The following is a 25,236-nucleotide window of genomic DNA, read 5'->3' as shown; positions in this document are numbered from 1 at the left end:
GGAGTTTCAAATGAGCAAACAACTGCAAGACGCATACATCGTCGCCGCCAGCCGCACGCCGATCGGCAAGGCCCCGCGCGGTGTCTTCAAGAACACGCGGCCGGACGAGCTGCTGGTGCATGCGATCAAGTCGACGGTCGCGCAGGTGCCCGGCTTCGACACGAAGCTGATCGAGGACGCGATCATCGGCTGCGCGATTCCGGAAGCGGAGCAGGGCCTGAACGTCGCGCGCATGGGCGCGCTGCTCGCGGGCCTGCCGCAGACGGTCGGCGGCGTGACGGTCAACCGCTTCTGCGCGTCGGGCATCACCGCGCTGGCGATGGCGGCCGACCGCATCCGCGTCGGCGAGTCGGACGCGCTGCTCGCGGGCGGCTGCGAATCGATGAGCATGGTGCCGATGATGGGCAACAAGCCGTCGATGTCGCCGCACATCTTCGATCGCAGCGAAGACTTCGGCATCGCATACGGGATGGGCCTGACGGCCGAGCGCGTCGCCGAGCAGTGGAAGGTCAGCCGCGAAGACCAGGACGCGTTCTCGGTCGAATCGCACCGCAAGGCGCTCGCCGCGCAGCAGGCCGGCGAGTTCGGTGACGAGATCGCGCCGTACACGATCACCGAGCGCTTCCCGAACCTCGCGAGCGGCGAAGTCGACGTGAAGACGCGCGAGATCGCGCTCGACGAAGGCCCGCGCGCCGATACGTCGATCGAAGGCCTCGCGAAGCTGCGCGCGGTGTTCGCGAACAAGGGCTCGGTCACGGCCGGCAACAGCTCGCAGACGTCGGACGGCGCGGGTGCGCTGCTCGTCGTGTCGGAGAAGGTGCTCAAGCAGTTCAACCTGACGCCGCTCGCGCGCTTCGTGAGCTTCGCGGTGCGCGGCGTGCCGCCGGAAATCATGGGCATCGGCCCGAAGGAAGCGATTCCGGCCGCGCTGAAGGCCGCGGGCCTGAAGCAGGACGATCTCGACTGGATCGAGCTGAACGAGGCGTTCGCCGCGCAGTCGCTGGCGGTGATCCGCGATCTCGGCCTCGACCCGTCGAAGGTCAACCCGGTCGGCGGCGCGATCGCGCTCGGCCACCCGCTCGGCGCGACCGGCGCGATCCGCGCGGCGACCGTCGTGCACGGCCTGCGCCGCCGCAACCTGAAGTACGGGATGGTCACGATGTGCGTCGGCACCGGCATGGGCGCCGCGGGCATCATCGAACGCCTGTAAGCAGGACGGCACGGTAGCGACGGCGGTGCGCGAGCCACGAGCTTGCGCACCGCTTTTTCATTCCGACAGAGGACAGTCAAAGGAGACGGTAGTGACGGATATCCTGGTGGAACGCGCCGATGGCGTGATGACGATCACGATCGCGCGCCCGGCGAAGAAGAACGCGCTGACGGCGGCGATGTATCAGACGATGGCCGATGCGCTGGCCGACGCGCAGGAGGACAAGGCGGTCCGCGCGATCCTGCTGCGCGGCAGCGACGGCAACTTCAGCGCGGGGAACGATCTCGAGGACTTCCTGAAGTCGCCGCCGAAGGACGAGAACGCGTCGGTCTTCCAGTTTCTCGCGCGCATCAGCGGTGCGAGCAAGCCGGTCGTCGCGGCGGTGCCGGGCATCGCGATCGGCGTCGGCGTGACGATGCTGCTGCACTGCGACCTCGTCTACGCGGCCGACACCGCGACGTTCTCGCTGCCGTTCGCGCAGCTCGGGCTGTGCCCGGAAGCCGCGTCGAGCGTGCTGCTGCCGCGCCTCGCCGGCCATCAGGTCGCGGCCGAGAAGCTGCTGCTCGGCGAGGCGTTCGATGCGCTGGAGGCGCACCGGATCGGCATCGTCAACCGCGTGCTGCCGGCGGCCGAACTGGACGCGTTCGCCGCGAAGCAGGCCGCGAAGCTCGCGGCGCTGCCGGCGTCGTCGCTGCGCGTGACGAAGGCGCTGCTGAAGGATACGGGCGGCGTGACCGTTGCCGCGCGGATGACCGAGGAGGCCGGCCATTTCGCCGCGATGCTGCGCGCGCCCGAAGCGCGCGAGGCGATGACGGCGTTCTTCGAGAAGCGCAAGCCGGATTTCCGTCAGTTCGACTGACGGACGGCGCGGCGCCGCGCGCTCACGCGGTGCCGTAGTCGACGTGGCCGGTTTCGCGGCAGAAGCTGACGAGGCGCAGGCCGGCCGCTTTCGCGATGTCGATCGCGAGCGACGACGGCGCGGAAATGGTCGCGACCATCGGGATGCCGACGCGCGCGGCCTTGCGCACCAGCTCGTAGCTCGCGCGGCTCGACAGGAACACGAAGCCGTCGGTGGTGTCGGCGCGCGACAGCACGAGCGAGCCGATCAGCTTGTCCAGCGCATTGTGGCGGCCGACATCCTCGAACGCGGTGCGGATCGCGCCTGTTGCGTCGCACCATGCGGCCGCGTGCAGGCCGCCGGTCAGTTGCGTGAGCGTCTGGTGCGCGGGCAGCGCGTGCGCCGCGCGCGACAGCGCGTCGGGCGCGAGGCGCGCGAGAAAGCCGGTATCGGGCACGCGCTCGGGCGCGAGGTCGAGCAGGTCGATGCTTTCGATCCCGCACACGCCGCAGCCGGTACGGCCGGCGAGCGCGCGGCGCCGGTCCTTCAGCGCGGCAAACGCCTGCTGGACGACCTCCAGATGCACTTCCGCATACGGCAGCGGTGCGTCGGCATGCAGGAACACCTCGATGTCCTTGATGTCGCTGCCGCGCTCGACGATCCCTTCCGAGATCGCGAAACCGACCGCGAACGCCTCGAGGTCGCACGGCGTGCACATCATCACCGCATGCGAAATGCCGTTGAAGACGAGCGCGACCGGCCATTCCTGGCCGACGTAGTCGTGCGCGGTGACGACCGCGCCGCCGCGCGTGCGCTGCACGGACAGTTCGATCGCGCCGCGCGGTTCGGCGGTTTCAATCGGATTCACGAGCACTCCCGTTGATTTGCGGCACGGCCGTCGCGGCGATGACGCCGCCGGACGCGCGCAGAGGTTCTAAAATACCTCAGGCAGGCCGGCCGCGCCGGCATCCGCCACGTCAGGTAACGATCATGGGACTCAGCGACGCACCGTTGCTATTCAATTTCGAACACGAATCGTCGGAAAACCTCAAATACATCCCGATGATCGTGCGTTTCAATCTCGACCGCTTCGGTCTGCGGATCTCGCTCGAACAGTGGCAGATGCTGCCGCTCGAGGATCGCAGGCTGCTCGCGCGCTTTCCGGCCGACGAGGACGCCGCGATCGAGCCGAACTTCGACCATGCGCTGTTCGAGATGCTGCGCACGCACGCGGATCTCGAACCGTCGTGGTTCCAGCCGGACGAGCAGCCGGCCTGGCGCACCACCGAAACGGTGCCGGACGCGCTGGTGCAGCAGAGCGCGCTGGCCGGGCTGCCGGCGCCCGCGCTCGGGCAATGGCAGCAGCTCGCGCCGTTCCAGCGCTACGTGCTGATGAAGCTGTCGCGCAAGCCGAAACTCAATCACGATTTCCTGCCCGCGATGCGCGAGTTCGGGCTCGCCGCGCCGCACTGAGCACGGCGCGCCGGCGCCGTCAGAGCGGCGGCAGCGGACGCGGCTTGCGGTCGGGGCCGGTCGCGACGTAGGTGAGCGTCGCCTCGGTGACTTTCACGACTTCGCCCATCAGGCGCATGCGCTGCGCGTACACCTCGACGTCGACCGTGATCGACGTGTTGCCGGTGCGCGTGATGGTGGCGAAGAAGCTCAGCAGGTCGCCGACGAACACCGGCTGCTTGAACACGAACGAATTGACCGCGACCGTCGCGACGCGGCCGTTCGCGCGCTGGCTCGCCGGAATCGAGCCGGCGATGTCGACCTGCGACATGATCCAGCCGCCGAACACGTCGCCGTGGACGTTCGCGTCGTGCGGTTGCGGGACGACGCGCAGCGCGGGCTGCTTTTGCGGAAGTTCGAGGGTCGAATCGGTCATGTTGGAGGCTTTCATCCTGTAATCAATGCGCCGGCTGGGCGCCGGCCGGCGAGGGCGCCGGCAGCGGCGCCAGACGGCTTCTGCGACAATACAACGTTCGCAAATTGTACGAGAAAGCAGGCAAGCCGGCCGCCGATGCACCCGGCCCGCACTGCCGCCATCCTTCCCCCATGCGCCGATTTCCCGCTTCCGGCGAGCCCGCGCCGGCTTCGACCGGGCCTCGCAACGACTGGCAGACGATCCGTTCGCTGCTGCCGTATCTCGCGACCTACAAATGGCGCGTCGCGCTCGCGCTCGGCTGCCTGATCGGCGCGAAGGTCGCGAACCTCGGCGTGCCGGTCGTGATGAAGCGCATCGTCGACCATCTGTCGGCCGTGCAGCAGCTCACCGCGCTCGGTCGCGCGGAGCAGTCGGCCGGCGTCGTGCTCGCGGGCGGCGTCGGGCTGCTGGTGATCGCGTATGCGCTGGTGCGGTTGTCGACGTCGCTGTTTACCGAGCTGCGCGAGATCCTGTTCTCGAAGGTCACCGAGAGCGCGGTGCGCCAGCTCGCGCTGCAGGTGTTCCGGCATCTGCACGGGCTGTCGCTGCGCTTTCACCTCGAACGCCAGACCGGCGGCATGTCGCGCGACATCGAGCGCGGCACGCGCGGCATCCAGCAGCTGATCTCGTATTCGCTGTACAGCATCCTGCCGACGCTCGTCGAGGTCGGGCTCGTGCTCGGCTTCTTCGTCGTCAAGTACGAGGCCTATTACGCGTACGTGACCTTCGCCGCGCTGATCACGTACATCGTGTTCACCGTGAAGGTCACGAACTGGCGCACGCACTTTCGCCGCACGATGAACGAACTCGACTCGCGCGCCAATTCGCGCGCGATCGATTCGCTGATCAACTACGAGACGGTCAAGTATTTCGGCAACGAGGAATGGGAAGCGCAGCGCTACGACGAGAACCTGCGCCGCTACCGCAAGGCCGCGATCCGCTCGCAGAATTCGCTGTCGGTGCTGAACTTCGGCCAGCAGGCGATCATCGGCACCGGGCTCGTGTTCATCCTGTGGCGCGCGACGCAGGGCGTGCTCGCCGGCAAGCTGACGCTCGGCGACCTGGTGCTGATCAATACCTTCATGCTGCAGCTGTACATTCCGCTGAACTTTCTCGGCGTCGTCTATCGCGAGCTGAAGCAGAGCCTCACCGACATGGACCGGATGTTCGGGCTGCTGTCGGCCGCGCGGGAAGTCGCGGACCGGCCCGACGCGCCGCCGCTCGCGGTGGCCGGCGCGCAGGTGCGCTTCGAGCACGTGAACTTCGCGTACGAGCCGTCGCGGCCGATCCTGCACGACGTGACGTTCACGATCGACGCGGGCACGACGACGGCGGTGGTCGGCCACAGCGGCTCGGGCAAGTCGACGCTGTCGCGGCTGCTGTTTCGCTTCTACGATCTCGACCGGCAGGCGGGCGGCGCGATCCGCATCGACGGGCAGGACATCCGCGACGTCACGCAGGACTCGCTGCGCGCGTCGATCGGGATCGTGCCGCAGGACACCGTGCTGTTCAACGACTCGATCTACTACAACATCGCATACGGCCGGCCGACCGCGACCCGCGACGAGGTGATCGCGGCCGCGCGCGCCGCGCATATCCACGACTTCATCGAAAGCCTGCCGAAGGGCTATGACACGCCGGTCGGCGAGCGCGGGCTCAAGCTGTCGGGCGGCGAGAAGCAGCGCGTCGCGATCGCGCGCACGCTGCTGAAGGATCCGCCGATCCTGCTGTTCGACGAGGCGACGTCGGCGCTCGATTCGCGCTCGGAGCGCGCGATCCAGCACGAACTCGACCAGATCGCGCGGCACCGGACCACGCTCGTGATCGCGCACCGGCTGTCGACGGTCGTGCATGCGCAGCAGATCCTCGTGATGGACCACGGGAGGATCGTCGAGCGCGGCACGCATGACGAACTCGTGCGCGCGGACGGCTTGTACGCGCAGATGTGGGCGCTGCAGCAGCAGCGCGCGGCGGCGGGCGGGGAAGAGGCCGAAGCCGCGTGAGCGGCGGGGCAGCGCGCCAAGGCGCGCTGCGCGAACGGGCGGCCGGCCCGTTACTTCGCGGCGCGCAGCCGCGCGTCCAGCTCGCCCAGCTGCGCGGGCGTGCCGACGTTCTCCCAGATGCCTTCGTACAGCTCGCCGCTCGCGCGGCCGGCTCCGATCGCCGCGCGATAGTACGGCGTCAGCGCGCGCCGCGTGCCGGGCGCGAGATCGCGGAACATCCGCGTGTCGTACAGCCCGATATTGCCGAACGTCACGCGCGCGGCGCCGTCGAGCGACAGGCGGCCGTCCGCCAGCGCGAAGTCGCCGGCCGGGTGGAACGGCGGGTTCGGCACCATCACGAGGTGCATCGCCGGCGCATCGAGCGCGGCCATCCGTTCGGCGCGCGGCGCGAGCGTGCGGTAGTCGAACGCGCAGAACACGTCGCCGCTGACGGCGACGAACACGGTCGGCCGGCCGTCGCGCTCGAGCAGCGGCAGCGCCTGCGCGATGCCGCCGGCGGTCTCGAGCGCTTCGCCTTCGGCCGAATACAGCAGCCGCACGCCCCAGCGCGAGCCGTCGCCGAGCGCGGCTTCGATCTGCGCGCCGAGCCATGCGTGGTTGATGACGATGGTGTCGATGCCGGCGCGCGCAAGGCCTTCGATCTGCCAGACGATCAGCGGCTTGCCGCCCGCTTCGAGCAGCGGCTTCGGGCAGGTGTCGGTCAGCGGGCGCATGCGTTCACCGCGCCCGGCGGCGAAGATCATCGCCGTGGTCAGGATAGGAGTCATCTTCGGCTGGCGGTCACGCGATCAGAACGTATAGCCCACTTCGGCCGCCGCGTTGCCCTCGAGCTCGTCGAGCAGCTTCGCGAACGGCACGAGCGGCCGGTAGCGCAGCGCGACCTTGCGCGCGTAGCCGATGAAGCGCGGCAGGTCGTCCAGGTAGTGCGGCTTGCCGTCGCGGTAGTTGATCCGCGCGAACAGGCCGAGCACCTTGATGTGGCGCTGCAGGCCCATCCATTCGAGCTGCCGGTAGAATTCGCCGAAGTCGGGATCGACCGGCAGGCCGGCCTTCTTCGCCTTTTCCCAGTAGTACGCGAAGCAGTCGAGCTCGAATTCCTCGTCCCAGCTGATGAACGCGTCGCGCAGCAGCGACACGACGTCGTACGTCAGCGGCCCGTAGACGGCGTCCTGGAAGTCGAGGATGCCCGGGTTCGGCTCGCAGACCATCAGGTTGCGCGGCATGAAGTCGCGCAGCATGAAGCCCTGCGGCTGCGCGTGCGCGCTCGCGACCAGCAGCGCGAAGGTGCGGTCGAGCGTGCCGCGCATCGCGTCGGTGACGGGCTTGCCGAGATGGCGGCCGACGAACCATTCGGGCATCAGCTCCATCTCGCGGCGCAGGAACGCCTCGTCGAACGGCGGCAGCACGTCGGGCTTCGACGTCAGCTGGAAGCGGATCAGCGCGTCGAACGCGTCGCGCATCAGCGGCCGCGCGGCGAGCGGCTGGGCCGGATCGAGCACCGAGATGTACGAGGTGCGGCCGAGATCGGTCACGAGCATGAAGCCGGCGTCGAAATCGTGGGCCAGCACCTCCGGCACATGGTCGCCGGCGGCGGCGAGCAGCTGCGCGACCTGCACGAATTCGCGGCATTTCTCGGGCGGCGGCGCATCGACGGCGATCAGCGAGCCGCCGGGGCTCGCGGCCGACGCGACACGGAAATAGCGGCGGAAACTGGCGTCCGACGACGCGGGCGCGAGGGTCGACAGGTCGAGGGCGTAGCGGCCGGCGAGCGGGCGCAGCCAGGCGGCGAGCGCGTCGACGCGGGCGTCGGGGTGAGCGGCGGTGGATGGGGGCGTCATGAAACTCGGCGGAGGGGGGAACGTCTTGCCATATAATACCCCACGACTTTTTTGACGCGCCCCGCGTCAGCTTCCGCCGTGCAGGCCGCCGCCTGTCGCGCCGTTCGCCCGATCGCCTCCCCGGTTTGCGCTCAGCCGCAGTCGCGGTTCGACGGCGCGGGACGGCCGTGCGCGAAGGCGCGGTTGACAAGGGGCGATTCGCCAAACGATAGATGCCGCCCAAACCGCTATTCCCGAATGTCTTCCCCGCTGACGGGGCGCCGCGCAAACGGCGGCTCGCGCTCGCACTGCTGGCCGTGCCCGGCCTCGTGCCGGCCGTGTCGCACGCGCAGCTGACGGGCGCGGCCGCGCAGCCGCAGCCGCTCGACTCGCCGTGGGATCTGCGTCTCGCACCGCAGCTCGAGGATCATCCGCTGAAGGACGGTGCGAAGCCGGCCGCCTTCGTGATCGCCGACCATACGAGCGGCACCGCCGAGCAGGACATGGCCGCGAAGGGCTCCGCCGAGCTGCGGCGCGGCGACGCGGTCGTGAAGGCCGACGCGCTCCACTACGATCAGGATACCGACATGGCCGACGCGTACGGCCAGGTCCGCGTGATCAATGGCGGCACGTCGTTCGCAGGCCCCGAGGCGCATCTGAAGATCGAGGCGAACCAGGGCTTCATGACCGCGCCGAAGTATCACTTCAACGTGACGGGCGGCTCGGGCAGCGCGGAACGCGTCGACCTGCTCGACAGCGAGCGCTCGGTGTTCGTCAACGGCACCTACACGGCGTGCCAGTGCGCGACCCATCCCGCGTGGTACATCAAGGGCAGCCGCTTCGACTTCGACACGGGCGCCGACGAGGGCACCGCGCGCAACGGCGTGCTGTTCTTCCAGGGCGTGCCGATCTTCGCGAGCCCGTGGATGACCTTCCCGCTGTCGGGCGAGCGCCGCAGCGGCCTGCTGCCGCCGACGTTCTCGATGAACTCGAACAACGGGTTCGAGCTGTCGCTGCCGTACTACTTCAACATCGCGCCGAACCGCGACCTGACGATCACGCCGCGCATCATCTCGCGGCGCGGCGTGCAGACCGAGGCGACGTTCCGCTACCTGTCGCCCAGCTATTCGGGCACGTTTACGGCGAACTACCTGCCGGACGACCGGCTTGCGCACCGCAACCGCTACGCGATCTACTGGCAGCACCAGCAGAACTTCGGCGGCGGGTTCGGCGGCTACGTCTATTACAACAAGGTCTCGGACAACACCTATCCCGAAGACCTTGGGTCGATGAACCAGTTCATCAACGGGACGCAGACGCTGTACCAGCAGGAAGCGGGGCTCACGTACAACAACGGCCCGTGGTCGGTGCTCGCGCGCTACCAGCACTGGCAGACGCTGCCGCCGTCGATCGCGCCGTACAGCCGCGAGCCGCAGTTGAACGTGAAGTACACGAAGTACAACGTCGGCGGCTTCGACTTCGGCGCGGAAGCCGACTATTCGCGGTTCCGCATCACGACGGCCGATTCGACCGAAGGCGACCGGATCGTCTTCAACCCGTACATCGCATACGGCGTGTACGGGCCCGGCTACTTCGTCGTGCCGAAGGTGCAGTACCACTTCGCGTCGTACGACCTGAACTACCTGTCGTCGAGCACGCCGAACAACCCGAAGCGCTTCACCGAGTCGATCCCGACCGTGAGCTTCGACTCGGGCCTGATCTTCGACCGCTCGGTGCGCCTGTTCGGCCAGGACTTCATCCAGACCCTCGAGCCGCGCCTGTACTACGTGTACACGCCGTACCGCGACCAGTCGAACGCGCCGCTGTTCGACACCGCGGAATCGGACTTCGGCCTCGCGGAGATCTACCAGCCGAACACGTTCGTCGGCAACGACCGGATCGCCGACGCGAACCGGATCACGGCCGGCCTGACGTCGCGCTTCATCGATCCGCGTACCGGCGACGAGCGCGCGCGCTTCGTGGTCGCGCAGCAGTACTACTTCGCCGACCAGCGCGTGACGCTGAATTCCGGCCAGTCCGCGGTGCAGGCGCGCCATTCCGACCTGATCGTCGGCGCCGCGCTGAAGCTCGGCTCGGGCTTCATGTCCGAGACGGCGTTCCAGTACAACCAGAACAACAACCAGCTCGTGAAGTCGAGCGTCGGTTTCGGCTTCAGCCCCGGCGAGCGCAAGGTGATCAACGTCGGCTATCGCTACACGCGCGCGAACACGACGCTCGACGGCCAGCCGATCAACCAGTTCCTGGTGTCCGCGCAATGGCCGCTCACGCGGCGCCTGTACGCGGTGGGCCGCTTCAACTACGATCTGGCCGGCGATCGCGTGGTCGACGGGCTGCTCGGCTTACAATACGACGCGGATTGCTGGGCGCTCGGCGTCGGTGTGCAGCGCTTCGCGAACGGCGTGAATTCGTCGGGACAGCAGAATTCGTCGACGCGCTTCATGATGCAGCTGACGCTCAAGGGGCTGTCGACCGTCGACAACGGCCTCGTGGCCGCGTTCCGCGCCGGGGTGCCGGGCTATCAGCCGCTGCCGTCGGCGCCGCCGCCGATGTCCCGCTTCAGCAACTACGAGTAACGCGGCCTGTCTGACCGGTCAGCACGATTTCAATGGAGTCTCAGTGGCAATGAAGAAAACCCTTCGTTTCGCGGCAGTCGTGTCCAGCCTTGCCGCGTCCGCCGCGCTGCTCGGCGCCGCGCCGGCCGCGGCGCAGGCGCTCGGTTCGCAAGGCGCGCAGCTCGCCGACGAAGTCGTCGCGGTCGTCAACAACGACGTGATCACGGGCCGCGAACTCGACCAGCGCGTCGGCCTGATCGCGCGCCGGCTGCAGCAGCAGAACGCACCGGTGCCGCCGACCGACCAGCTGCGGGCGCAGGTGCTGAACCAGATGGTGCTCGAACGCATCCAGGTGCAGAAGGCCAAGGACGACGGGATCCGCATCGACGATGCGACCGTGCAGGCCACGCTGCAGCGGCTCGCGCAGGCCAACGGGATGACGCTCGACCAGTATCGCGCGCGCCTCGAATCGCAGGGCGTGCCCTGGAGCATCTTCACGGCCGATGCGCGTACCGAGCTGATGCTGTCGAAGCTGCGCGAGCGCGAGGTCGACGGCAAGATCACCGTGTCGGACGCCGAGGTCGCGAACTACATCGCGAGCCAGCGCGGGCCGAACGCGTCGCAGCAGCAGGACCTGCGCTTCCAGCACATCTTCATCAAGGCGCCGACCAACGCGCCGCAGACCGAAATCGAAGCCGCGCAGAAGAAGGCCGAAGCGCTGCTGCAGCAGGCGACGTCGGGCGCCGATTTCGAGAAGCTCGCGAAGAACAATTCGGAAGCGAGCGACGCGAAGAAGGGCGGCGATCTCGGCTTCAAGTCGCCGAGCGCGCTGCCGGCCGAAGTCGTCGACGCCGCGTCGAAGCTGCGTCCGGGCCAGGTCAACCCGACGCTGATCCGCGTGCCGGACGGCTTCGAGATCGTCCGCCTGGTCGATCGCCGCCAGAGCCAGGGCGCCACGGCCGCCGCGCCGAAGATCGTGCAGACGCACGTGCGCCACATCCTGCTGCGCGTCGGCGAAGGCAAGTCCGAAGGGCAGGCGCGCCAGCAACTGCTCGACATCCGCAACCAGATCGAGGCAGGCGGCGATTTCGCGAAGTTCGCGCGCACCTATTCGCAGGACGGCTCGGCGTCGCAGGGCGGCGATCTCGGCTGGATCAGCCCCGGCGAGACGGTGCCGGAATTCGAGCGCGCGATGAACAACCTGCAGGACGGCCAGATCAGCCAGCCGGTGCGCACCGAGTACGGTTACCACCTGATCCAGGTGATCGGCCGCCGCGACGCGGAAGGCTCCGTGCAGCAGCAGATGGACATCGCGCGTCAGGCGATCGGCCAGCGCAAGGCCGAACAGGCGTATGCGGACTGGCTGCGCGAGCTGCGCGATTCGTCGTACGTGCAGTACAAGATCGGCGGCGTCGGCCCGGCGAACTGAGCGAGTATCCGATGACGACGCCCGCCCTGCAGATCGCGATCACCACCGGCGAGCCCGCGGGCGTCGGTCCCGAACTGACCGTGCAGGCGCTGCGCGACGCCGGCGCGCGCTGGCCCGACGCGCAGTTCACCGTGCTCGGCGACGCCGCGCTGCTCGACGCGCGCGCGGCGGCCGTCGGCGTCGACCGCGCGGTATTCGCGGGCGGCGGCCGCGTGTCGGTCGAGCATCATCCGCTCGCCGCGCCGGCGCAGGCGGGCAAGCTGGACGCGGCCAACGGCCGCTACGTGCTCGGGCTGCTCGATGCGGCGATCGACGGCGCGGTGGCCGGCCGCTACGACGCGATCGTCACAGCGCCGCTGCAGAAGAGCACGATCAACGATGCGGGCGTGCCGTTCACCGGCCATACCGAATACCTCGCCGAGCGCACGCATACGCCGCGCGTCGTGATGATGCTGGCCGGCACCGGCGACACGCCGCTGCGCGTCGCGCTCGCGACGACGCACCTGCCGCTGAAGGACGTATCGGCCGCGCTGACGATCGACGGGCTGGTCGACACGCTCGCGATCATCGATCGCGACCTGCGGCGCGACTTCGGCCTCGCCGCGCCGCGCATCCTCGTGACGGGCCTGAACCCGCATGCGGGCGAGAACGGCTATCTCGGCCGCGAGGAAATCGACGTGATCTCGCCGGCGCTCGCGCAGGCGAAAGCGCAGGGGATCGACGCACGCGGCCCGTACCCGGCCGACACGCTGTTCCAGCCGCGCTATCTTGCCGATGCCGACTGCGTGCTCACGATGTTCCACGACCAGGGGCTGCCCGTGCTGAAGTACGCGACGTTCGGCGAGGGCATCAACGTCACGCTCGGGCTGCCGATCATCCGCACCTCGGTCGATCACGGCACCGCGCTCGATCTGGCCGGCACCGGCCGCGCCGATCCGGGCAGCATGGTCGCCGCGCTCGACACGGCCGTCACGATGGCGCGCCATCGGCGCGCAGCCTGACGTGGCCGGGGCCGCGCGGCCCCACTAGACTTCATCCATCGCGTTTTTTTCGTTTTTTTCAGTCGATGTCGAACAGCAGACAGCATCAGGGCCATTTCGCGCGCAAGCGCTTCGGGCAGAACTTCCTCGTCGATCACGGCGTGATCGACTCGATCGTCTCGACGATCGGGCCCGCGCGCGGCCAGCGGATGGTCGAGATCGGCCCCGGGCTCGGCGCGCTGACCGAGCCGCTGATCGAGCGTCTGGCGACGCCCGAGTCGCCGCTGTACGCGGTCGAACTCGATCGCGACCTGATCGCGCGGCTGACGCAGCGTTTCGGCGCGTTGCTCGAACTGCACGCGGGCGATGCGCTCGCGTTCGACTTCCGCTCGCTCGCGGCGCCCGGCGATGCGCCGTCGCTGCGGATCGTCGGCAACCTGCCGTACAACATTTCCAGCCCGCTGCTGTTCCACCTGATGACGTTCGCCGACGTGGTGATCGACCAGCATTTCATGCTGCAGAACGAGGTCGTCGAGCGGATGGTCGCGGAGCCGGGCACGAAGGCGTTCTCGCGGCTGTCGGTGATGCTGCAGTACCGCTACGCGATGGACAAGATGCTCGACGTGCCGCCCGAGTCGTTCCAGCCGCCGCCGAAGGTCGATTCGGCGATCGTCCGGATGATTCCGTATGCGCCGCACGAGTTGCCGGACGTCGATCCGGTGCTGCTCGGCGAGCTGGTGACGGCCGCGTTCTCGCAGCGACGCAAGATGCTGCGCAATACGCTCGGCGACTATCGCGACGCGATCGATTTCGACGCGCTCGGCTTCGATCTGGCGCGCCGTGCGGAGGATGTCAGCGTGGCGGAATACGTCGGCGTCACGCAGGCGCTCGCCGCGGCGCGCAAGGCCGGATAACGCGCGACGCGCACGTCGTCGAGCCGATCTGTCGAGGCTGCCCGGTCGGGCAGCCTTTTTCATGCGCGGCGCCGGCGGCAGTGGCGCGCCGCGTCACGCCCGGCCGCGCGACGGCGCGTTGACGAGCGCGATCCCGGTCAGCACCAGCGCGGCGGCCGACATGAAGCGCCAGCCGACCGACTCGCCGAGCAGCAGCACGCCGAACGCGACGCCGAACAGCGGCGACAGGAACGTAAAGACCGACAGCCGCGACGCGCTGTAGCGCGTCAGCAGCCAGAACCACGACAGATAACTGACGAACGCGACGATCACCGACTGGTACGCGAGGCTCGCGACGGCCACCGGCGTGACGTGCGCGAACGAGGTCTGGCCGAGCAGCGCGGCGAGTGCGACCAGCACGACGGCCGATACCGCGAGCTGGTAGAACAGCGTCTTGCTGGCGCTGGCGCGCGCGAGCGACGTCGAGCGCACGACGACCGTCGTCGCGGCCCACATCGCGCCGCCGAGGATCCCGAGCGCATCGCCGGCGAGGCCCGCCAGCATCGACGCGCCGGGCGCGAGCGGTTTCAGGAAGCCGTCCGCGAACGCGAGCGCGATACCGGCGAACGCGAGGCCGACGCCGGCCCACTGGACGGGCCGCAGGCGCTCGCCCGGCGCGAACAGGTGCAGGCCGAGCGCGGTGAAGCACGGCGCGGTGTACAGGAAGATCGCCATGTGCGACGCGCTCGTCAGCGTCAGCCCGAAGAATACGCAGATGAATTCGCCGGCGAACAGCGCGCCGGCCGCGAGCCCGGCGCCGAACGTGCCGTCGGCGCGGAACAGCGGCGTGCCGCGCGAGCGGGCCCAGCCCCACAGCAGCAGCGCGGCGAATACCGAGCGCAGGCCGGCCTGGAACATCGGCGGAATCGCGGCGTTCGTGCTCTTGATCGCGACCTGCTGGAAGCCCCAGATCGCGCACAGCAGCAGCATCAGGCCTGCGGCGCGCGCATCGAGCGCGCGCCGCGCGGGAGCGAGCGTCGTCATCGGCGCGCCTCGGCGGCCCGCAGCGGCGGTGGCGGGGACGGGGTCGGGCGGGCGGCGCGTTCTGCGCGCTCGTATCGGCGGTCTGGCACGGCAGTGTGGCTGAATGGGCAGGTGATCGCGTGGCGGTGTCGCGCGGCATGCCGGCCCGGGGAGGCGGGGTGCCGTGCCCGCTTTTGGTGCGAGGTGCAGCGATGTTACCCGATCGGCGGATCCGGCGGGAGCGCCATGCCGGCAGCGGAGGCGCGCTGTCGGCCCGGCCGGGCGGGGCGCCTGCGACGGAATTCGCGCGACTCTGGTAGAGTTTCCGGTTCTGGAAAGTCCCCACAGGAGTACGACACATGCGTTTGCTGCATACGATGCTGCGAGTCGGCGATCTCGACCGCTCGATCAAGTTCTACACCGAATTGCTCGGCATGAAGGTGCTGCGCCGCGACGACTATCCGGAAGGCAGGTTCACGCTCGCGTTCGTCGGCTACGAAGACGAAAGCACGGGCACCGTGATCGAGCTGACCCACAACTGGGATACGCCGTCCTACGACCTCGGCAACGGCTTCGGCCATCTGGCGCTGGAAGTCGACGACGCGTACGCGGCCTGCGAGAAGATCAAGGCGCAGGGCGGCAAGGTCACGCGCGAAGCGGGCCCGATGAAGCACGGCACGACCGTGATCGCGTTCGTCGAGGATCCGGACGGCTACAAGATCGAGTTCATCCAGAAGAAGGCGCACTGAGCGCCGGATGAAGGGGCCGCGGCGCGCGACGCGCGCGGCGGCCGGCACGGGCGGCGGCGGGGAAACCCGCGCCGCCCGTCTGCGTTTACCGCGTCACAGCGCCGGCAGCAGTTCGGGCGGGTGATGCTTGAGCGTATGCCGCGCTTCGCGGAATTCGGGAAAGATCGATTCGACCGTCTGCCAGAACGCGGGGCTGTGGTTCATCTCGCGCAGGTGCGACAGCTCGTGCGCGACGACGTAGTCGACGATCGACATCGGGAAATGGATCAGCCGCCAGTTCAGGCGGATCTTGCCGTCGCTCGAGCAGCTGCCCCAGCGCGTCGCGGCCGATGACAGCGCAACCATCGAATAGGTGACGCCGAGCTTTTCCGCATAGACCGCGAGGCGCTCGACGAAGATCCGCTTCGCCTCGCCCTGCAGCCAGCCCTGCACGCGATCCTTGATCTGCTGCGCGTCGGCCTGCGCGGGCAGCGGCAGCGACAGCCGCTGCGCATCGGCGTCGAACGCGACGGCGCTCGCGCCGAGCGCGATCGTCACCGTCTTGCCGAGATACGGAAGCTGCGCGCCGTCGCGCCAGTCGATCTGCGGCAGCGCACGCTGCTCGGTGCGCGTCTTCCATTCCGCAAGCTTCGCGAAGATCCAGCGCTGCTTTTCCGCGATCGCGGCCTCGATGTCGGCGAGCGTGACCCAGCGCGGCGCGGTGATCGACAGCCCGCTGCCGTCGATCGTGAAGCCGATCGTGCGGCGTGCCGAGCGCTTGAGCCGGTATTCGAGCACGCGGCTGTCGAGCGCGAGCGTGCGCACGCGCGAGCGATCGGGCGTCGGCGCGGTGTCGGGCGGCGTGGCGGGAGCGGTGTCGGGCGGCGCCGGCGGCGCGGCAGGCGCCGACGGTGCGGCAGCCGGCCCGTCGAAGAGCGGCAGGTCAAGCTGGCGATGATCGAGGGCCACGACGGCAGGTCGTGGCCGCGGACGCTTCTTCATCAGTTCGCTTCGTTTTGTCGTACGCAACGGCTGCAATCCGGGGGAATCAGACGCGCGCGGCATCGCGCGTGCCGGTATTGCCCGCTCGATCATACGCATTCGGGTCGATGCGGCGCATTTCCGCTTCGATCCATGCTTCGACCTTCGAGTTCAATACGTCGGGCGTCAGCCCGTCGACCGCGATCGGCTTGCCGATCGATACGGTGACGACGCCCGGGAATTTCGTAAACGAGTTGCGCGGCCACACATGACCGGCATTGTGCGCGATCGGCACGACCGGCGTGCCGGTTTCGATCGCGAAGCGCGCACCGCCCGTCTTGTACTTGCCCTGCTTGCCGACCGGCGTGCGCGTGCCTTCGGGGAACATGATGATCCATGCCCCCTCTGCGAGGCGCTTCTTGCCCTGGCGGATCACCGAGTCGAACGCGTGCTTGCCTTCCTTGCGGTTGATGTTGACCATGTGCAGCATCCCGAGCGCCCAGCCAAAGAACGGCACGTACAGCAGTTCGCGCTTGAACACGTAGCAGAGCGGCTTGGGCATCAGCGCCGGGAACGCGAGCGTCTCCCATGCGGACTGGTGCTTCGACAGCAGCACGGCCGGGCCGTCGGGCAGGTTCTCCATCCCTTCGATCCGGTAGCGGATGCCGTTCAGCCAGCGCACGACCCACAGCGTGGACTTGCACCAGCCGGCGGCCATCCAGTAGCGCGCGTCGGGGCGCATGAACGGGAACGCGATGAAGCACGCGGTCGCGTACGGCACCGTGTACAGGACGAAGTAGAGCAGCAGCAGCAGGGAGCGGATGAAGCGCATCGGCGTGAGTCTGGCAGTGGGGAGGATGCGCGCGGCGGCCGCATCACTCGTGGTCGTTGGAAAGGAAGTCGAGCGCGAACGCGCGCAGGTCGTCGTGGACCTTCGTGCCGGGCGGCAGGTTGCCCGCGGCGAGCGTCTTCTTGCCCTTGCCGGTCAGCACGAGGTGCGGCTGGAAGCCGATCGCGACGCCGGCCTGCAGGTCGCGCAGCGCATCGCCAACGACCGGCGTGTGATCGGGATCGATCTCGAAGCGCTCGGCGATCATCTGCATCATGCCGGGCTTCGGCTTGCGGCAGTCGCAGTGATCCTCGGCCGTGTGCGGGCAGAAGAACACCGCGTCGATGCGCGCGCCGACCGCGGCCGCCGCGCGATGCATCTTCAGGTGCATCTCGTTGAGCGCGGCCATGTCGAACAGCCCGCGACCGATGCCCGACTGGTTGGTCGCGACGACCACGCGATACCCCGCGTGGTTCAGCCGGGCGATCGCCTCGAGCGCGCCGGGCAGCGCGATCCACTCGTCGGGCGTCTTGATGAACGCGTCCGAATCGACGTTGATCACGCCGTCCCGGTCGAGGACGACGAGCTTGCGGTTGGGGCTGGTCGGCATGATGCAGCCCTCAAGCGGCGAGCTTCGAGATGTCGGCGACGCAGTTCATCTGCTGGTGCAGCGCGAACAGCAGCGCGAGACGGTTCGCGCGCAGCGCCGGATCCTCGGCGTTGACCATCACGTCGTTGAAGAACGTGTCGACCGGTGCGCGCAGCGCGGCGAGCGCCGACAGCGCGCCCGTGTACGCGCGCGCCTCGAGCTGCGACTGCACGTGCGGCGTCACGGCCGCGAGCTGTTCGTGCAGCGCCTTCTCGGCGGCCTCGACCAGCAGCGTCGGCTGCACCGCGCCGTTGGTGGCGCCTTCCGACTTCTTCAGGATGTTCGAGATCCGCTTGTTCGCGGCCGCGAGCGCCTCGGCTTCGGCAAGACGCGTGAACTCGCGCACCGCGTCGAGGCGGGCGACCAGGTCGTCGACGCGCGTCGGGTTCAGGCCCAGCACCGCGTCGACCTCGCCGGCCGAGTAGCCGCGTTCGCGCAGCAGCCCGCGCAGGCGGTCCATGAAGAACGCGAGGATCGCGTCGGTCGATTCGGCGACGCCCGGCACGCCTGCGAAGCGCGCGTACGCGGTGCGCAGTAGCGACACGAGGTCGAGCGGCAGCTGCTTTTCGAGCAGCAGGCGCAGCACGCCGAGCGCGTGGCGGCGCAGCGCGAACGGATCCTTCTCGCCGGTTGGCGCGAGGCCGATGCCCCAGATGCCGACGATCGTCTCGAGCTTGTCCGCGAGCGCGACGGCGGTCGAGACCGGCGTGGTCGGCAGGGCGTCGCCGGAGAAGCGCGGCTGGTAGTGCTCGGCGCACGCGAGCGCGACGTCGTCGGGTTCGCCGTCGTGGCGCGCGTAGTACGTGCCCATCGTGCCCTGCAGTTCCGGGAACTCGCCGACCATGTCGGTCAGCAGGTCGGCCTTCGCGAGGCGTGCGGCGCGCTTCGCGTGCGCGACATCCGCGCCGATCGCGGGCGCGATCTCGCCGGCTAGCGCCTCGAGGCGCTCGACGCGCGCGAGCGCCGAACCGAGCTTGTTGTGATAGACGACGTTCGCGAGCAGCGGCACGCGCTCGGCGAGCGGCTTCTTCTTGTCCTGCTCGAAGAAGAACTTCGCATCGGCCAGGCGCGGGCGCACGACGCGCTCGTTGCCCTCGACGATCTCGCCCGGGGTCTTCGTCTCGATGTTCGACACGATCAGGAAGCGCGAACGCAGCTTGCCGGCGATGTCGGTCAGCGCGAAGTACTTCTGGTTCGTCTGCATCGTCAGGATCAGGCATTCCTGCGGCACCTGCAGGAACTCGTCCTCGAAGCGGCACGGGTAGACGACCGGCCATTCGACCAGCGACGTCACTTCGTCGAGCAGCGCCTCGGGCATCACGACGGTGTCGCCGTTCGCGTGCTCGTTCAGCTGCGTGCGGATCGTTTCGCGGCGGTCGCCGAAGTGCGCGATCACGCGGCCCTTGTCGCGCAGCGTGTCGGCATACGCGCGCGCATGCTGGATCGCGACCAGGCCGTCGGACAGGAAGCGGTGACCGAGCGTGGTGTCGCCCGCGTCGATGCCGAACGCGGTGACGGGCACGACGCGGTCGTCGTGCAGCACCGTCAGCCGATGCACGGGACGCACGAACTTCACGTCGGTGCCGTCCGGGCGCTGGTAGGTCATGAACTTCGGGATCGGCAGCTTCGCGAGGGTTTCGTCGAGCGCGGCCTGCAGGCCGTCCGCGAGCGTCGCGCCGGCCGCCGAATAGTTGACGAAGAACGCTTCGGCCTTGCCGTCCTGCGCGCGCTCGAGATCGGCGATCGACAGGTTCGGGTGGCCGAGCGCCGCGAGCTTCTTCGCGAGCGGCGCGGTGGGCTTGCCTTCGGCATCGAGCGCGACCGACACGGGCAGGACCTTTTCGCGGACCTGCTTTTCCGGGGCGACGGCGCGCACGTTCTGCACGACGACCGCGAGGCGGCGCGGCGTCGCATAGCGTTCGAATACGAGTTCGCCTTCGACGAGGTCGCGCGCCGCGAGGCGTTGCGCGAGGCCTTCGGCGAATGCGTCGCCGAGGCGCGCGAGGGCCTTCGGCGGCAGCTCTTCGGTCAGCAGTTCGACGAGCAGGGGGGCGGGATGATTGTGCGTCATGATGTGAGGAAATCCGGTCTCGTCAGTCCTGATCGATCTTGCGTTCGACCTTCAGCGGCGGCGCCCATGCCGGCTGCGCGGCGTCCTGGGCGTCGGTGGTGAGGCCCGGCACGCCCGGCGGGTTGCCGAGCATCGGGAAGCCGAGCTTCTCGCGCGAGTCGTAGTAAGCCTGCGCGACGAGACGCGACAGTGCGCGGATGCGGCCGATGTACGCCGCGCGCTCGGTCACCGAGATCGCGCCGCGCGCATCGAGCAGGTTGAACGTGTGGCCGGCCTTCAGCACGAGTTCGTACGCGGGCAGCGCGAGCTGCGCGTCGATCATCTTCTTCGCTTCCGCTTCGTAGCTGTTGAAGAACGTGAACAGCAGGTCGACGTTCGCATGCTCGAAGTTGTAGGTCGACTGCTCGACCTCGTTCTGGTGATACACGTCGCCGTACGTGAGGCGGCGGATCTCGGGGCCGTTCGGGCCTTGCTCCTCCCACTCGGTCCAGATCAGGTCGTAGACGTTCTCGACCTTCTGCAGGTACATCGCGAGACGTTCGAGGCCGTAGGTGATTTCGCCGAGCACCGGCTTGCATTCGAGGCCGCCGACTTCCTGGAAGTACGTGAACTGCGTGACTTCCATGCCGTTGAGCCACACTTCCCAGCCGAGGCCCCAGGCGCCGAGCGTCGGGTTTTCCCAGTCGTCCTCGACGAAGCGCACGTCGTTCTGCTTCAGGTCGAAGCCGAGCGCTTCCAGCGAGCCGAGGTACAGGTCGAGGATGTTTTCCGGCGCCGGCTTGAGCACGACCTGGTACTGGTAGTAGTGCTGCAGGCGGTTCGGGTTCTCGCCGTAGCGGCCGTCCTTCGGCCGGCGCGACGGCTGCACGTACGCCGCGCGCCACGGCTCGGGGCCGACCGCGCGCAGGAAGGTGTGGACGTGCGAGGTGCCCGCGCCGACTTCCATGTCGATGGGCTGGAGCAGAGCGCAACCCTGCTTGTCCCAGTAGGACTGCAGCGTCAGGATGATTTGCTGAAACGTAAGCATGAAGAGCCTTCGTGGCGCTGGCGCTCCGTTGCGGGCGGCGTTCCGGGCCAGGCCCGGAGGTGCGGCTCGCGCGGCGGCGCGGCTTGTTAGTGTGCTGAAACGCGCAATTTTACCGGATCGGCGCGCGGATGCGGCCGGAACGCTGCCGACCGGGCCGGCGACCCCGTTTCGCCGCGGTATGCACGCGTCCGGCGCCGTGCGGTTCGATGCCGCGTGAACGGACGGCGCGAGACGCGCCGCGCGGACGTTAAGATGCGCGTATTGCGAGACGTGCGCCGCGCACCCGACTACCGATTCCGACCGCATGGACGATTCCGACGACCTCCTGATTCCGCTGTTGCCGCCGCTGCTGGCGCTGCTCGAGCGGGCCGCCGACGCGCAGTCGCGCGGCGAGCACGACGCGAGCGCACTGTGGCTCGCGGCCGCCGCCCATCTGCATGCGGTCGATGCGGATGCGCTCGTGCAGCTGACGGCCGCGCTGGTCGCGCGGCAGCGCACGGCCGACGCGACGGCGCTCGCCGAGTGCGCGGCGCGCTTGCTGCCGGGCGCGGCGGTCCGCTTCAACCACGGTTACGCGCTGCAGATGGCCGGTCGCCACGCGGACGCCGTCGCGCCGTACCGCGCGGTGCTCGCGATCGAGCCCGACTGGCCGTCGCTGCGCAACAACCTCGCGATCGCGCTGCGGCTGTCGGGCGGCGATCGCGGCGAGGAGATCGCATTGCTCGAGGCGGCCGTGCACGCGGATGCGCGCGACGTGCAGGCATGGATCAACCTGGTCGTCGCGCGGCTCGCAACGCACGACCTGGACGGCGCGCTCGCGAGTGCGGTGCGGCTCGTCGAGCTCGCACCCGACAACGCGCTGGCGATGAACAACGTCGCGATGGCGATGAAGGAGGCCCAGCGCTGGGACGAGGCCGAACGCTACGCGGCGCGCGCGTGCGAACTGGCGCCCGACGACGCGTCGTTTCGCTTCAACCTCGCGATCATCCGGCTCGTGCGCGGCGATTACGCGGCCGGCTGGCGCGGCCACGAAGCGCGCTGGGACGGCGCGGGCGAGCTGCGCGGCCGCCGCCCGGCGCTGCCGGGCCCGCGCTGGCAGGGCGAGCCGCTGAAGGACAAGACGCTGTTGCTGTGGGGCGAGCAGGGCCTCGGCGACGTGCTGCAGTTCTGCCGCTTCGTCGCGCCGCTTGCCGAGCGCGTGCACCGCGAGGGCGGCCGGCTCGCGTGGAATACCTTTCCGCAGGTCGGCACGCTGCTGCAGCGCAGCCTCGGCGCGCATGCGGATGCGTTCAGCGCGGGCGGCGACATCGACACGCTTCCCGCGTTCGACTACGAGGTACCGCTGATCGGGCTGCCGTTGATGCTCGGCATGGAGCAGGACACGCTCGCGTCGTCGGTGCCGTACCTGCGCGCCGAGGCGCGCGCAATCGACGCGTGGCGCGCGCGGCTCGCGGGCGCGCGGCGGCTGAAGGTCGGCCTCGTGTGGACCGGTAGCGCGGGGCATCAGCGCAATCCGTTCCGGCGCGTCGGGCTCGACCGGTATGCGGACGCGTTTCGCGCGATCGACGGCGTGGCGTTCTACTCGCTGCAGCCGGGGGCGGATGCGGACGTCGCGGCCGCGCGCGCGGCCGGTTTCGCGATCGAGGACTGCACGGCGCAATGGCGCAGCTTCGACGATACGGCCGCCTTTATCGGCGCGCTGGATCTCGTGATCACCGTTTGCACGTCGGTCGCGCATCTGGCCGGTGCGCTCGGCGCGCGGACCTGGGTGCTGCTCGACGTGAATCCGCACTGGCCCTGGCTGCTTGAGCGCAGCGACAGTCCGTGGTATCCGACGGCGACGTTGTATCGGCAGCCGACGTTCGGGGCATGGGAACCGGTGATGCAGGCGGTTGTGCGCGACCTGCGCGGCCTGGTCGCAGCGCGGGGCGGTTAGCTGATTCCGTTGGCGTTTTGCGTGAAATGCATCGTCCGGGCTCTCAAAGCAGGCGGTCTACGTAAGGTTCAAGATAAAGCAGCCCGGTGAGCAGGGTTCCGATGCCGAGCGAGAGAGCCCATTTCCTTCGCGACCAACGGTGATAGGCCAGCGCATTGAGAAGGCCGAAGAGCAGGGCCGGGGCGAGTAAATAGGCAAGAAGCAACGTCCCTGCCCACCACCGGATCGGGCAGTGGCCGAGTTCGTGGCAGCCGTGCGATGCAGGCGCCCGGACCTCCGGCCACTCGATGCGGCTGTATGTGTAAAGAAAAAACCAGGTCAGCAGAAGGCCGTAGAGAATCCCGAGCAGAAAGATCGCGAATCGCCTCACCTGATTTCCCAAAATAGAATCGATTTCGCGTCGACGAATCCGCGACGATCGCGTCGTGCAAAACTCGCACGGACGGCAAGGGAGAATCAATTAGACGAGTTCGAAATTGGCGCGGGCCGGTGGGGTGCCGGGCGTTACTGTCCCGGAGGAAGGGAAAGATGCCGGTAGTCCGACCACAGTAAGCGGGTCGATTCCGTCAAGATCGGCCGGCGAAACTTGCACGCCGCGGCGCGGCGCGCGCCATTCCGCCGCCGCGCACCGCTACGCGCACGAAAGTCAGTCGCGCTTGCGCCGCAGCCCCGGCCCGAACGTGAAGCCGAACGCCAGCAGCACCAGCGACACCGCCAGCACGGTGACGTTGCCGCTCGTCACGTACGGCGTGAAGCCGCTGGTGCCTTCGACGCGCACGTCGAGCGAGCCGATCGTGAACGGCTTCAGCTTGCCGAGCACGCGGCCCTGCGCGTCGATCGCGGCCGTCATCCCGGTATTGGTCGAGCGCAGCATCGGCCGGCCCGTTTCGAGCGAGCGCATCCGCGCGATCTGCAGGTGCTGGTCGAGCGCGATCGTGTCGCCGAACCACGCGAGGTTCGTCACGTTGACGAGCACGCCCGGCGGCTGCGGGTTGTCGCGAATCGTCGCGGCGATTTCCTCGCCGAACAGATCCTCGTAGCAGATGTCGGCCATCACCGGCTGGTTGTGCACGAGAAACGGCTTCTGCACGGGCGCGCCGCGCGCGAAGTCGCCGAGCGGCATCTTCATCAGGTCGACGAACCAGCGGAAGCCCCACGGGATGAATTCGCCGAAGGGCACGAGGTGGTGCTTGTCGTAGTGATAGATGTCGCGCGAGTTCGGCGTCACGCCGTACAGGCTGTTCGTGTAGTCGACGTAGCGACCGTCCTCGGTCACCGATGCGCCGACCGCGCCGAACAGCACGGCCGAGCCCGTCGTGTCGCTGAACTTGCGGATCGCGACGGCGAACGGCTCGGGCAGCTCCTGGATCATCACCGCGATCGCGGTCTCCGGCGTCACGATCAGGTCGGCCGGCTTCTCGATGATCATCTTCGTGTACATCTTGATCGCCGCGTCGATGCCCGCTTCCTCGAACTTGATGTCCTGCTTCACGTTGCCCTGCAGCAGCCGCACCGTCAGCGGCGCGTTCGCGGGCACGGTCCAGGCGACCTGCGACAGCGCGAGGCCGGCCGCGACCAGCGCGAGCGCGATGCCGGCCGGCGCGGCGATGCGCACGCGCACGTTGCCGGCCGGACGGGCGGCGGCCGGCGGCGACGGCCGCGCGGCGGCGAGCGCCTGCACGACCAGCGCCGCGAACAGCGCGAGCACCCAGCCGATTCCGTACACGCCGACGATCGGCGCGAAGCCCGCGAACGGCCCGTCGACCTGCGGATAGCCGCTCGCGAGCCACGGAAAGCCGGTAAACACGGTGCCGCGCAGCCATTCGCCGAGCGCCCACGCGCTGGCGAACGCGAAGGCGCCATGCCAGCTCGGCGAGAACGGCCGCGGATCGGGCGTGCGGCGATGCCACGCGTGCCCCGCGCAGAACGACCACAACCCGGCCGAGAACGCCGGATACAGCGACAGGTACAGCGAGAACAGCACGAGCGCGCCACCCGCGAGCGGTGCGGCCATCTCGCCGTACACGTGCATGCTGATGTAGAGCCACCAGATGCCGCTGATGAAGTTGCCGAAGCCGAACGCGCCGCCGGTCAGCGCGGCGCTGCGCCAGCTCGCGGTGCGCGTGAGCTGCGCGAAAAACCAGACGAATACGACGAGCTGCAGCCAGCCGCCGTGCGGCGTCGGCGCGAAGCTGAGCGTATTGGCCGCGCCGGCGAGCAGCGCGGCCGGGTAGTGCCAGCGCGGCAGCGCGCGGCCCGGCGCCGGCGCGAGAAAACCGCCTGCCGGGCGGGACGGGATCGGATCGTCCATGTGAAGCGGAA

At 68.8% G+C, this 25,236-nt stretch carries 22 protein-coding genes; 10 read left to right on the top strand and 12 right to left on the bottom strand.

Annotated features, from left to right (window positions below):
- Window positions 1–10 precede the first annotated feature (10 nt).
- Window positions 11–1,210, top strand: coding sequence for an acetyl-CoA C-acyltransferase (locus WS57_RS32405; RefSeq protein ID WP_009693431.1), 1,200 nt, complete (start codon window positions 11–13; stop codon window positions 1,208–1,210).
- A 91-nt stretch (window positions 1,211–1,301) separates the two neighbouring features.
- Window positions 1,302–2,069: an enoyl-CoA hydratase gene (locus tag WS57_RS32400; RefSeq protein ID WP_009693432.1), complete on the top strand. Its 768-nt coding sequence runs from the start codon at window positions 1,302–1,304 to the stop codon at window positions 2,067–2,069.
- A gap of 22 nt (window positions 2,070–2,091) precedes the next feature.
- Here WS57_RS32400 and fdhD read toward each other — a convergent pair whose 3' ends face one another.
- Window positions 2,092–2,916 carry a formate dehydrogenase accessory sulfurtransferase FdhD gene (gene fdhD / locus WS57_RS32395; protein WP_009693433.1) on the bottom strand — a complete coding sequence of 275 codons (825 nt, stop codon included), beginning with the start codon at window positions 2,914–2,916 and terminating at the stop codon, window positions 2,092–2,094.
- A gap of 122 nt (window positions 2,917–3,038) precedes the next feature.
- Here fdhD and WS57_RS32390 point away from each other — a divergent pair, with 122 nt between their 5' ends.
- On the top strand, window positions 3,039–3,521 hold the full coding sequence (locus WS57_RS32390; RefSeq protein WP_009693434.1) for a nitrate reductase associated protein: 483 nt from the start codon (window positions 3,039–3,041) through the stop codon (window positions 3,519–3,521).
- A gap of 19 nt (window positions 3,522–3,540) precedes the next feature.
- Here WS57_RS32390 and WS57_RS32385 read toward each other — a convergent pair whose 3' ends face one another.
- Entirely contained in the window at window positions 3,541–3,936 is a 396-nt protein-coding gene (locus WS57_RS32385) for an acyl-CoA thioesterase (protein ID WP_009693435.1), read from the bottom strand.
- Between the two features lie 170 nt (window positions 3,937–4,106).
- Here WS57_RS32385 and WS57_RS32380 point away from each other — a divergent pair, with 170 nt between their 5' ends.
- A complete protein-coding gene (locus WS57_RS32380) occupies window positions 4,107–5,978 on the top strand; it encodes an ABCB family ABC transporter ATP-binding protein/permease (protein ID WP_040128146.1) in 1,872 nt (623 codons plus the stop codon).
- Between the two features lie 50 nt (window positions 5,979–6,028).
- On the opposite strand, the gene murU is transcribed toward WS57_RS32380, so the two are convergent.
- Together murU and WS57_RS32370 are read right to left on the bottom strand one after the other, a co-directional pair.
- A complete protein-coding gene (gene murU / locus WS57_RS32375) occupies window positions 6,029–6,745 on the bottom strand; it encodes an N-acetylmuramate alpha-1-phosphate uridylyltransferase MurU (RefSeq protein ID WP_059604698.1) in 717 nt (238 codons plus the stop codon).
- A 21-nt stretch (window positions 6,746–6,766) separates the two neighbouring features.
- A complete protein-coding gene (locus tag WS57_RS32370; protein WP_009689494.1) occupies window positions 6,767–7,816 on the bottom strand; it encodes an aminoglycoside phosphotransferase family protein in 1,050 nt (349 codons plus the stop codon).
- Window positions 7,817–8,028: 212 nt separating this feature from the next.
- Between WS57_RS32370 and WS57_RS32365 the strand changes: the two genes are divergently transcribed.
- From WS57_RS32365 to rsmA, 4 genes are all read left to right on the top strand, one after another.
- Entirely contained in the window at window positions 8,029–10,389 is a 2,361-nt protein-coding gene (locus WS57_RS32365; protein ID WP_040128143.1) for an LPS-assembly protein LptD, read from the top strand.
- A gap of 49 nt (window positions 10,390–10,438) precedes the next feature.
- Window positions 10,439–11,797, top strand: coding sequence for a peptidylprolyl isomerase (locus tag WS57_RS32360; protein WP_009689496.1), 1,359 nt, complete (start codon window positions 10,439–10,441; stop codon window positions 11,795–11,797).
- 11 nt (window positions 11,798–11,808) lie between these two features.
- A complete protein-coding gene (gene pdxA, locus WS57_RS32355) occupies window positions 11,809–12,798 on the top strand; it encodes a 4-hydroxythreonine-4-phosphate dehydrogenase PdxA (RefSeq protein WP_059604692.1) in 990 nt (329 codons plus the stop codon).
- A 65-nt stretch (window positions 12,799–12,863) separates the two neighbouring features.
- On the top strand, window positions 12,864–13,691 hold the full coding sequence (gene rsmA / locus WS57_RS32350) for a 16S rRNA (adenine(1518)-N(6)/adenine(1519)-N(6))-dimethyltransferase RsmA (RefSeq protein ID WP_069245318.1): 828 nt from the start codon (window positions 12,864–12,866) through the stop codon (window positions 13,689–13,691).
- Between the two features lie 93 nt (window positions 13,692–13,784).
- Here rsmA and WS57_RS32345 read toward each other — a convergent pair whose 3' ends face one another.
- Window positions 13,785–14,714: a DMT family transporter gene (locus WS57_RS32345; protein WP_040128140.1), complete on the bottom strand. Its 930-nt coding sequence runs from the start codon at window positions 14,712–14,714 to the stop codon at window positions 13,785–13,787.
- 338 nt (window positions 14,715–15,052) lie between these two features.
- Here WS57_RS32345 and gloA point away from each other — a divergent pair, with 338 nt between their 5' ends.
- Window positions 15,053–15,442 carry a lactoylglutathione lyase gene (gene gloA, locus WS57_RS32340; protein WP_009694039.1) on the top strand — a complete coding sequence of 130 codons (390 nt, stop codon included), beginning with the start codon at window positions 15,053–15,055 and terminating at the stop codon, window positions 15,440–15,442.
- 93 nt (window positions 15,443–15,535) lie between these two features.
- On the opposite strand, the gene WS57_RS32335 is transcribed toward gloA, so the two are convergent.
- Genes WS57_RS32335 through glyQ form a run of 5 tightly spaced genes read right to left on the bottom strand, consistent with a single transcriptional unit; the run spans window position 15,536 to window position 20,978 of the window.
- On the bottom strand, window positions 15,536–16,423 hold the full coding sequence (locus WS57_RS32335; RefSeq protein WP_069245317.1) for a M48 family metallopeptidase: 888 nt from the start codon (window positions 16,421–16,423) through the stop codon (window positions 15,536–15,538).
- Window positions 16,424–16,469: 46 nt separating this feature from the next.
- Window positions 16,470–17,234 (bottom strand): lysophospholipid acyltransferase family protein, encoded by a 765-nt coding sequence (locus WS57_RS32330; protein WP_040128138.1) that lies wholly within the window; start codon window positions 17,232–17,234, stop codon window positions 16,470–16,472.
- 43 nt (window positions 17,235–17,277) lie between these two features.
- Window positions 17,278–17,841: a D-glycero-beta-D-manno-heptose 1,7-bisphosphate 7-phosphatase gene (gene gmhB / locus WS57_RS32325; RefSeq protein WP_009689825.1), complete on the bottom strand. Its 564-nt coding sequence runs from the start codon at window positions 17,839–17,841 to the stop codon at window positions 17,278–17,280.
- Between the two features lie 10 nt (window positions 17,842–17,851).
- A complete protein-coding gene (gene glyS, locus WS57_RS32320; protein ID WP_059478806.1) occupies window positions 17,852–19,951 on the bottom strand; it encodes a glycine--tRNA ligase subunit beta in 2,100 nt (699 codons plus the stop codon).
- A gap of 22 nt (window positions 19,952–19,973) precedes the next feature.
- Window positions 19,974–20,978 carry a glycine--tRNA ligase subunit alpha gene (gene glyQ / locus WS57_RS32315; protein ID WP_009689827.1) on the bottom strand — a complete coding sequence of 335 codons (1,005 nt, stop codon included), beginning with the start codon at window positions 20,976–20,978 and terminating at the stop codon, window positions 19,974–19,976.
- Window positions 20,979–21,282: 304 nt separating this feature from the next.
- Between glyQ and WS57_RS32310 the strand changes: the two genes are divergently transcribed.
- Window positions 21,283–22,914: a hypothetical protein gene (locus WS57_RS32310; protein WP_069245316.1), complete on the top strand. Its 1,632-nt coding sequence runs from the start codon at window positions 21,283–21,285 to the stop codon at window positions 22,912–22,914.
- Between the two features lie 43 nt (window positions 22,915–22,957).
- Here the strand turns inward: WS57_RS32310 and WS57_RS32305 are convergent, their stop codons facing one another.
- Window positions 22,958–23,296, bottom strand: coding sequence for a hypothetical protein (locus tag WS57_RS32305; RefSeq protein WP_155774381.1), 339 nt, complete (start codon window positions 23,294–23,296; stop codon window positions 22,958–22,960).
- A gap of 264 nt (window positions 23,297–23,560) precedes the next feature.
- The gene (lnt, locus tag WS57_RS32300; protein ID WP_069245314.1) at window positions 23,561–25,225 is read right to left on the bottom strand and encodes an apolipoprotein N-acyltransferase; all 1,665 of its coding nucleotides are present in this window, start codon (window positions 25,223–25,225) and stop codon (window positions 23,561–23,563) included.
- Window positions 25,226–25,236: the final 11 nt, after the last annotated feature.

The organism is Burkholderia pseudomultivorans (genome assembly GCF_001718415.1).
Lineage (GTDB): Bacteria > Pseudomonadota > Gammaproteobacteria > Burkholderiales > Burkholderiaceae > Burkholderia > Burkholderia pseudomultivorans_A.
The sequence above is the reverse complement of the archived record's forward strand: the minus strand, read 5'-3'. Positions and strand labels throughout refer to the sequence as shown.

Excerpts from the sequence above, each read along its gene's own strand:
- WS57_RS32405 (WP_009693431.1), top strand. The coding sequence starts at position 11 with ATGAGCAAACAACTGCAAGACGCATACATCGTCGCCGCCAGCCGCACG.
- WS57_RS32390 (WP_009693434.1), top strand. The coding sequence starts at position 3,039 with ATGGGACTCAGCGACGCACCGTTGCTATTCAATTTCGAACACGAATCG.
- WS57_RS32385 (WP_009693435.1), bottom strand. The coding sequence starts at position 3,936 with ATGACCGATTCGACCCTCGAACTTCCGCAAAAGCAGCCCGCGCTGCGC.
- WS57_RS32380 (WP_040128146.1), top strand. The coding sequence starts at position 4,107 with ATGCGCCGATTTCCCGCTTCCGGCGAGCCCGCGCCGGCTTCGACCGGG.
- murU (WP_059604698.1), bottom strand. The coding sequence starts at position 6,745 with ATGACTCCTATCCTGACCACGGCGATGATCTTCGCCGCCGGGCGCGGT.
- WS57_RS32370 (WP_009689494.1), bottom strand. The coding sequence starts at position 7,816 with ATGACGCCCCCATCCACCGCCGCTCACCCCGACGCCCGCGTCGACGCG.
- WS57_RS32365 (WP_040128143.1), top strand. The coding sequence starts at position 8,029 with ATGCCGCCCAAACCGCTATTCCCGAATGTCTTCCCCGCTGACGGGGCG.
- WS57_RS32360 (WP_009689496.1), top strand. The coding sequence starts at position 10,439 with ATGAAGAAAACCCTTCGTTTCGCGGCAGTCGTGTCCAGCCTTGCCGCG.
- pdxA (WP_059604692.1), top strand. The coding sequence starts at position 11,809 with ATGACGACGCCCGCCCTGCAGATCGCGATCACCACCGGCGAGCCCGCG.
- rsmA (WP_069245318.1), top strand. The coding sequence starts at position 12,864 with ATGTCGAACAGCAGACAGCATCAGGGCCATTTCGCGCGCAAGCGCTTC.
- WS57_RS32345 (WP_040128140.1), bottom strand. The coding sequence starts at position 14,714 with ATGACGACGCTCGCTCCCGCGCGGCGCGCGCTCGATGCGCGCGCCGCA.
- gloA (WP_009694039.1), top strand. The coding sequence starts at position 15,053 with ATGCGTTTGCTGCATACGATGCTGCGAGTCGGCGATCTCGACCGCTCG.
- WS57_RS32335 (WP_069245317.1), bottom strand. The coding sequence starts at position 16,423 with ATGAAGAAGCGTCCGCGGCCACGACCTGCCGTCGTGGCCCTCGATCAT.
- WS57_RS32330 (WP_040128138.1), bottom strand. The coding sequence starts at position 17,234 with ATGCGCTTCATCCGCTCCCTGCTGCTGCTGCTCTACTTCGTCCTGTAC.
- gmhB (WP_009689825.1), bottom strand. The coding sequence starts at position 17,841 with ATGCCGACCAGCCCCAACCGCAAGCTCGTCGTCCTCGACCGGGACGGC.
- glyS (WP_059478806.1), bottom strand. The coding sequence starts at position 19,951 with ATGACGCACAATCATCCCGCCCCCCTGCTCGTCGAACTGCTGACCGAA.
- glyQ (WP_009689827.1), bottom strand. The coding sequence starts at position 20,978 with ATGCTTACGTTTCAGCAAATCATCCTGACGCTGCAGTCCTACTGGGAC.
- WS57_RS32310 (WP_069245316.1), top strand. The coding sequence starts at position 21,283 with ATGGACGATTCCGACGACCTCCTGATTCCGCTGTTGCCGCCGCTGCTG.
- lnt (WP_069245314.1), bottom strand. The coding sequence starts at position 25,225 with ATGGACGATCCGATCCCGTCCCGCCCGGCAGGCGGTTTTCTCGCGCCG.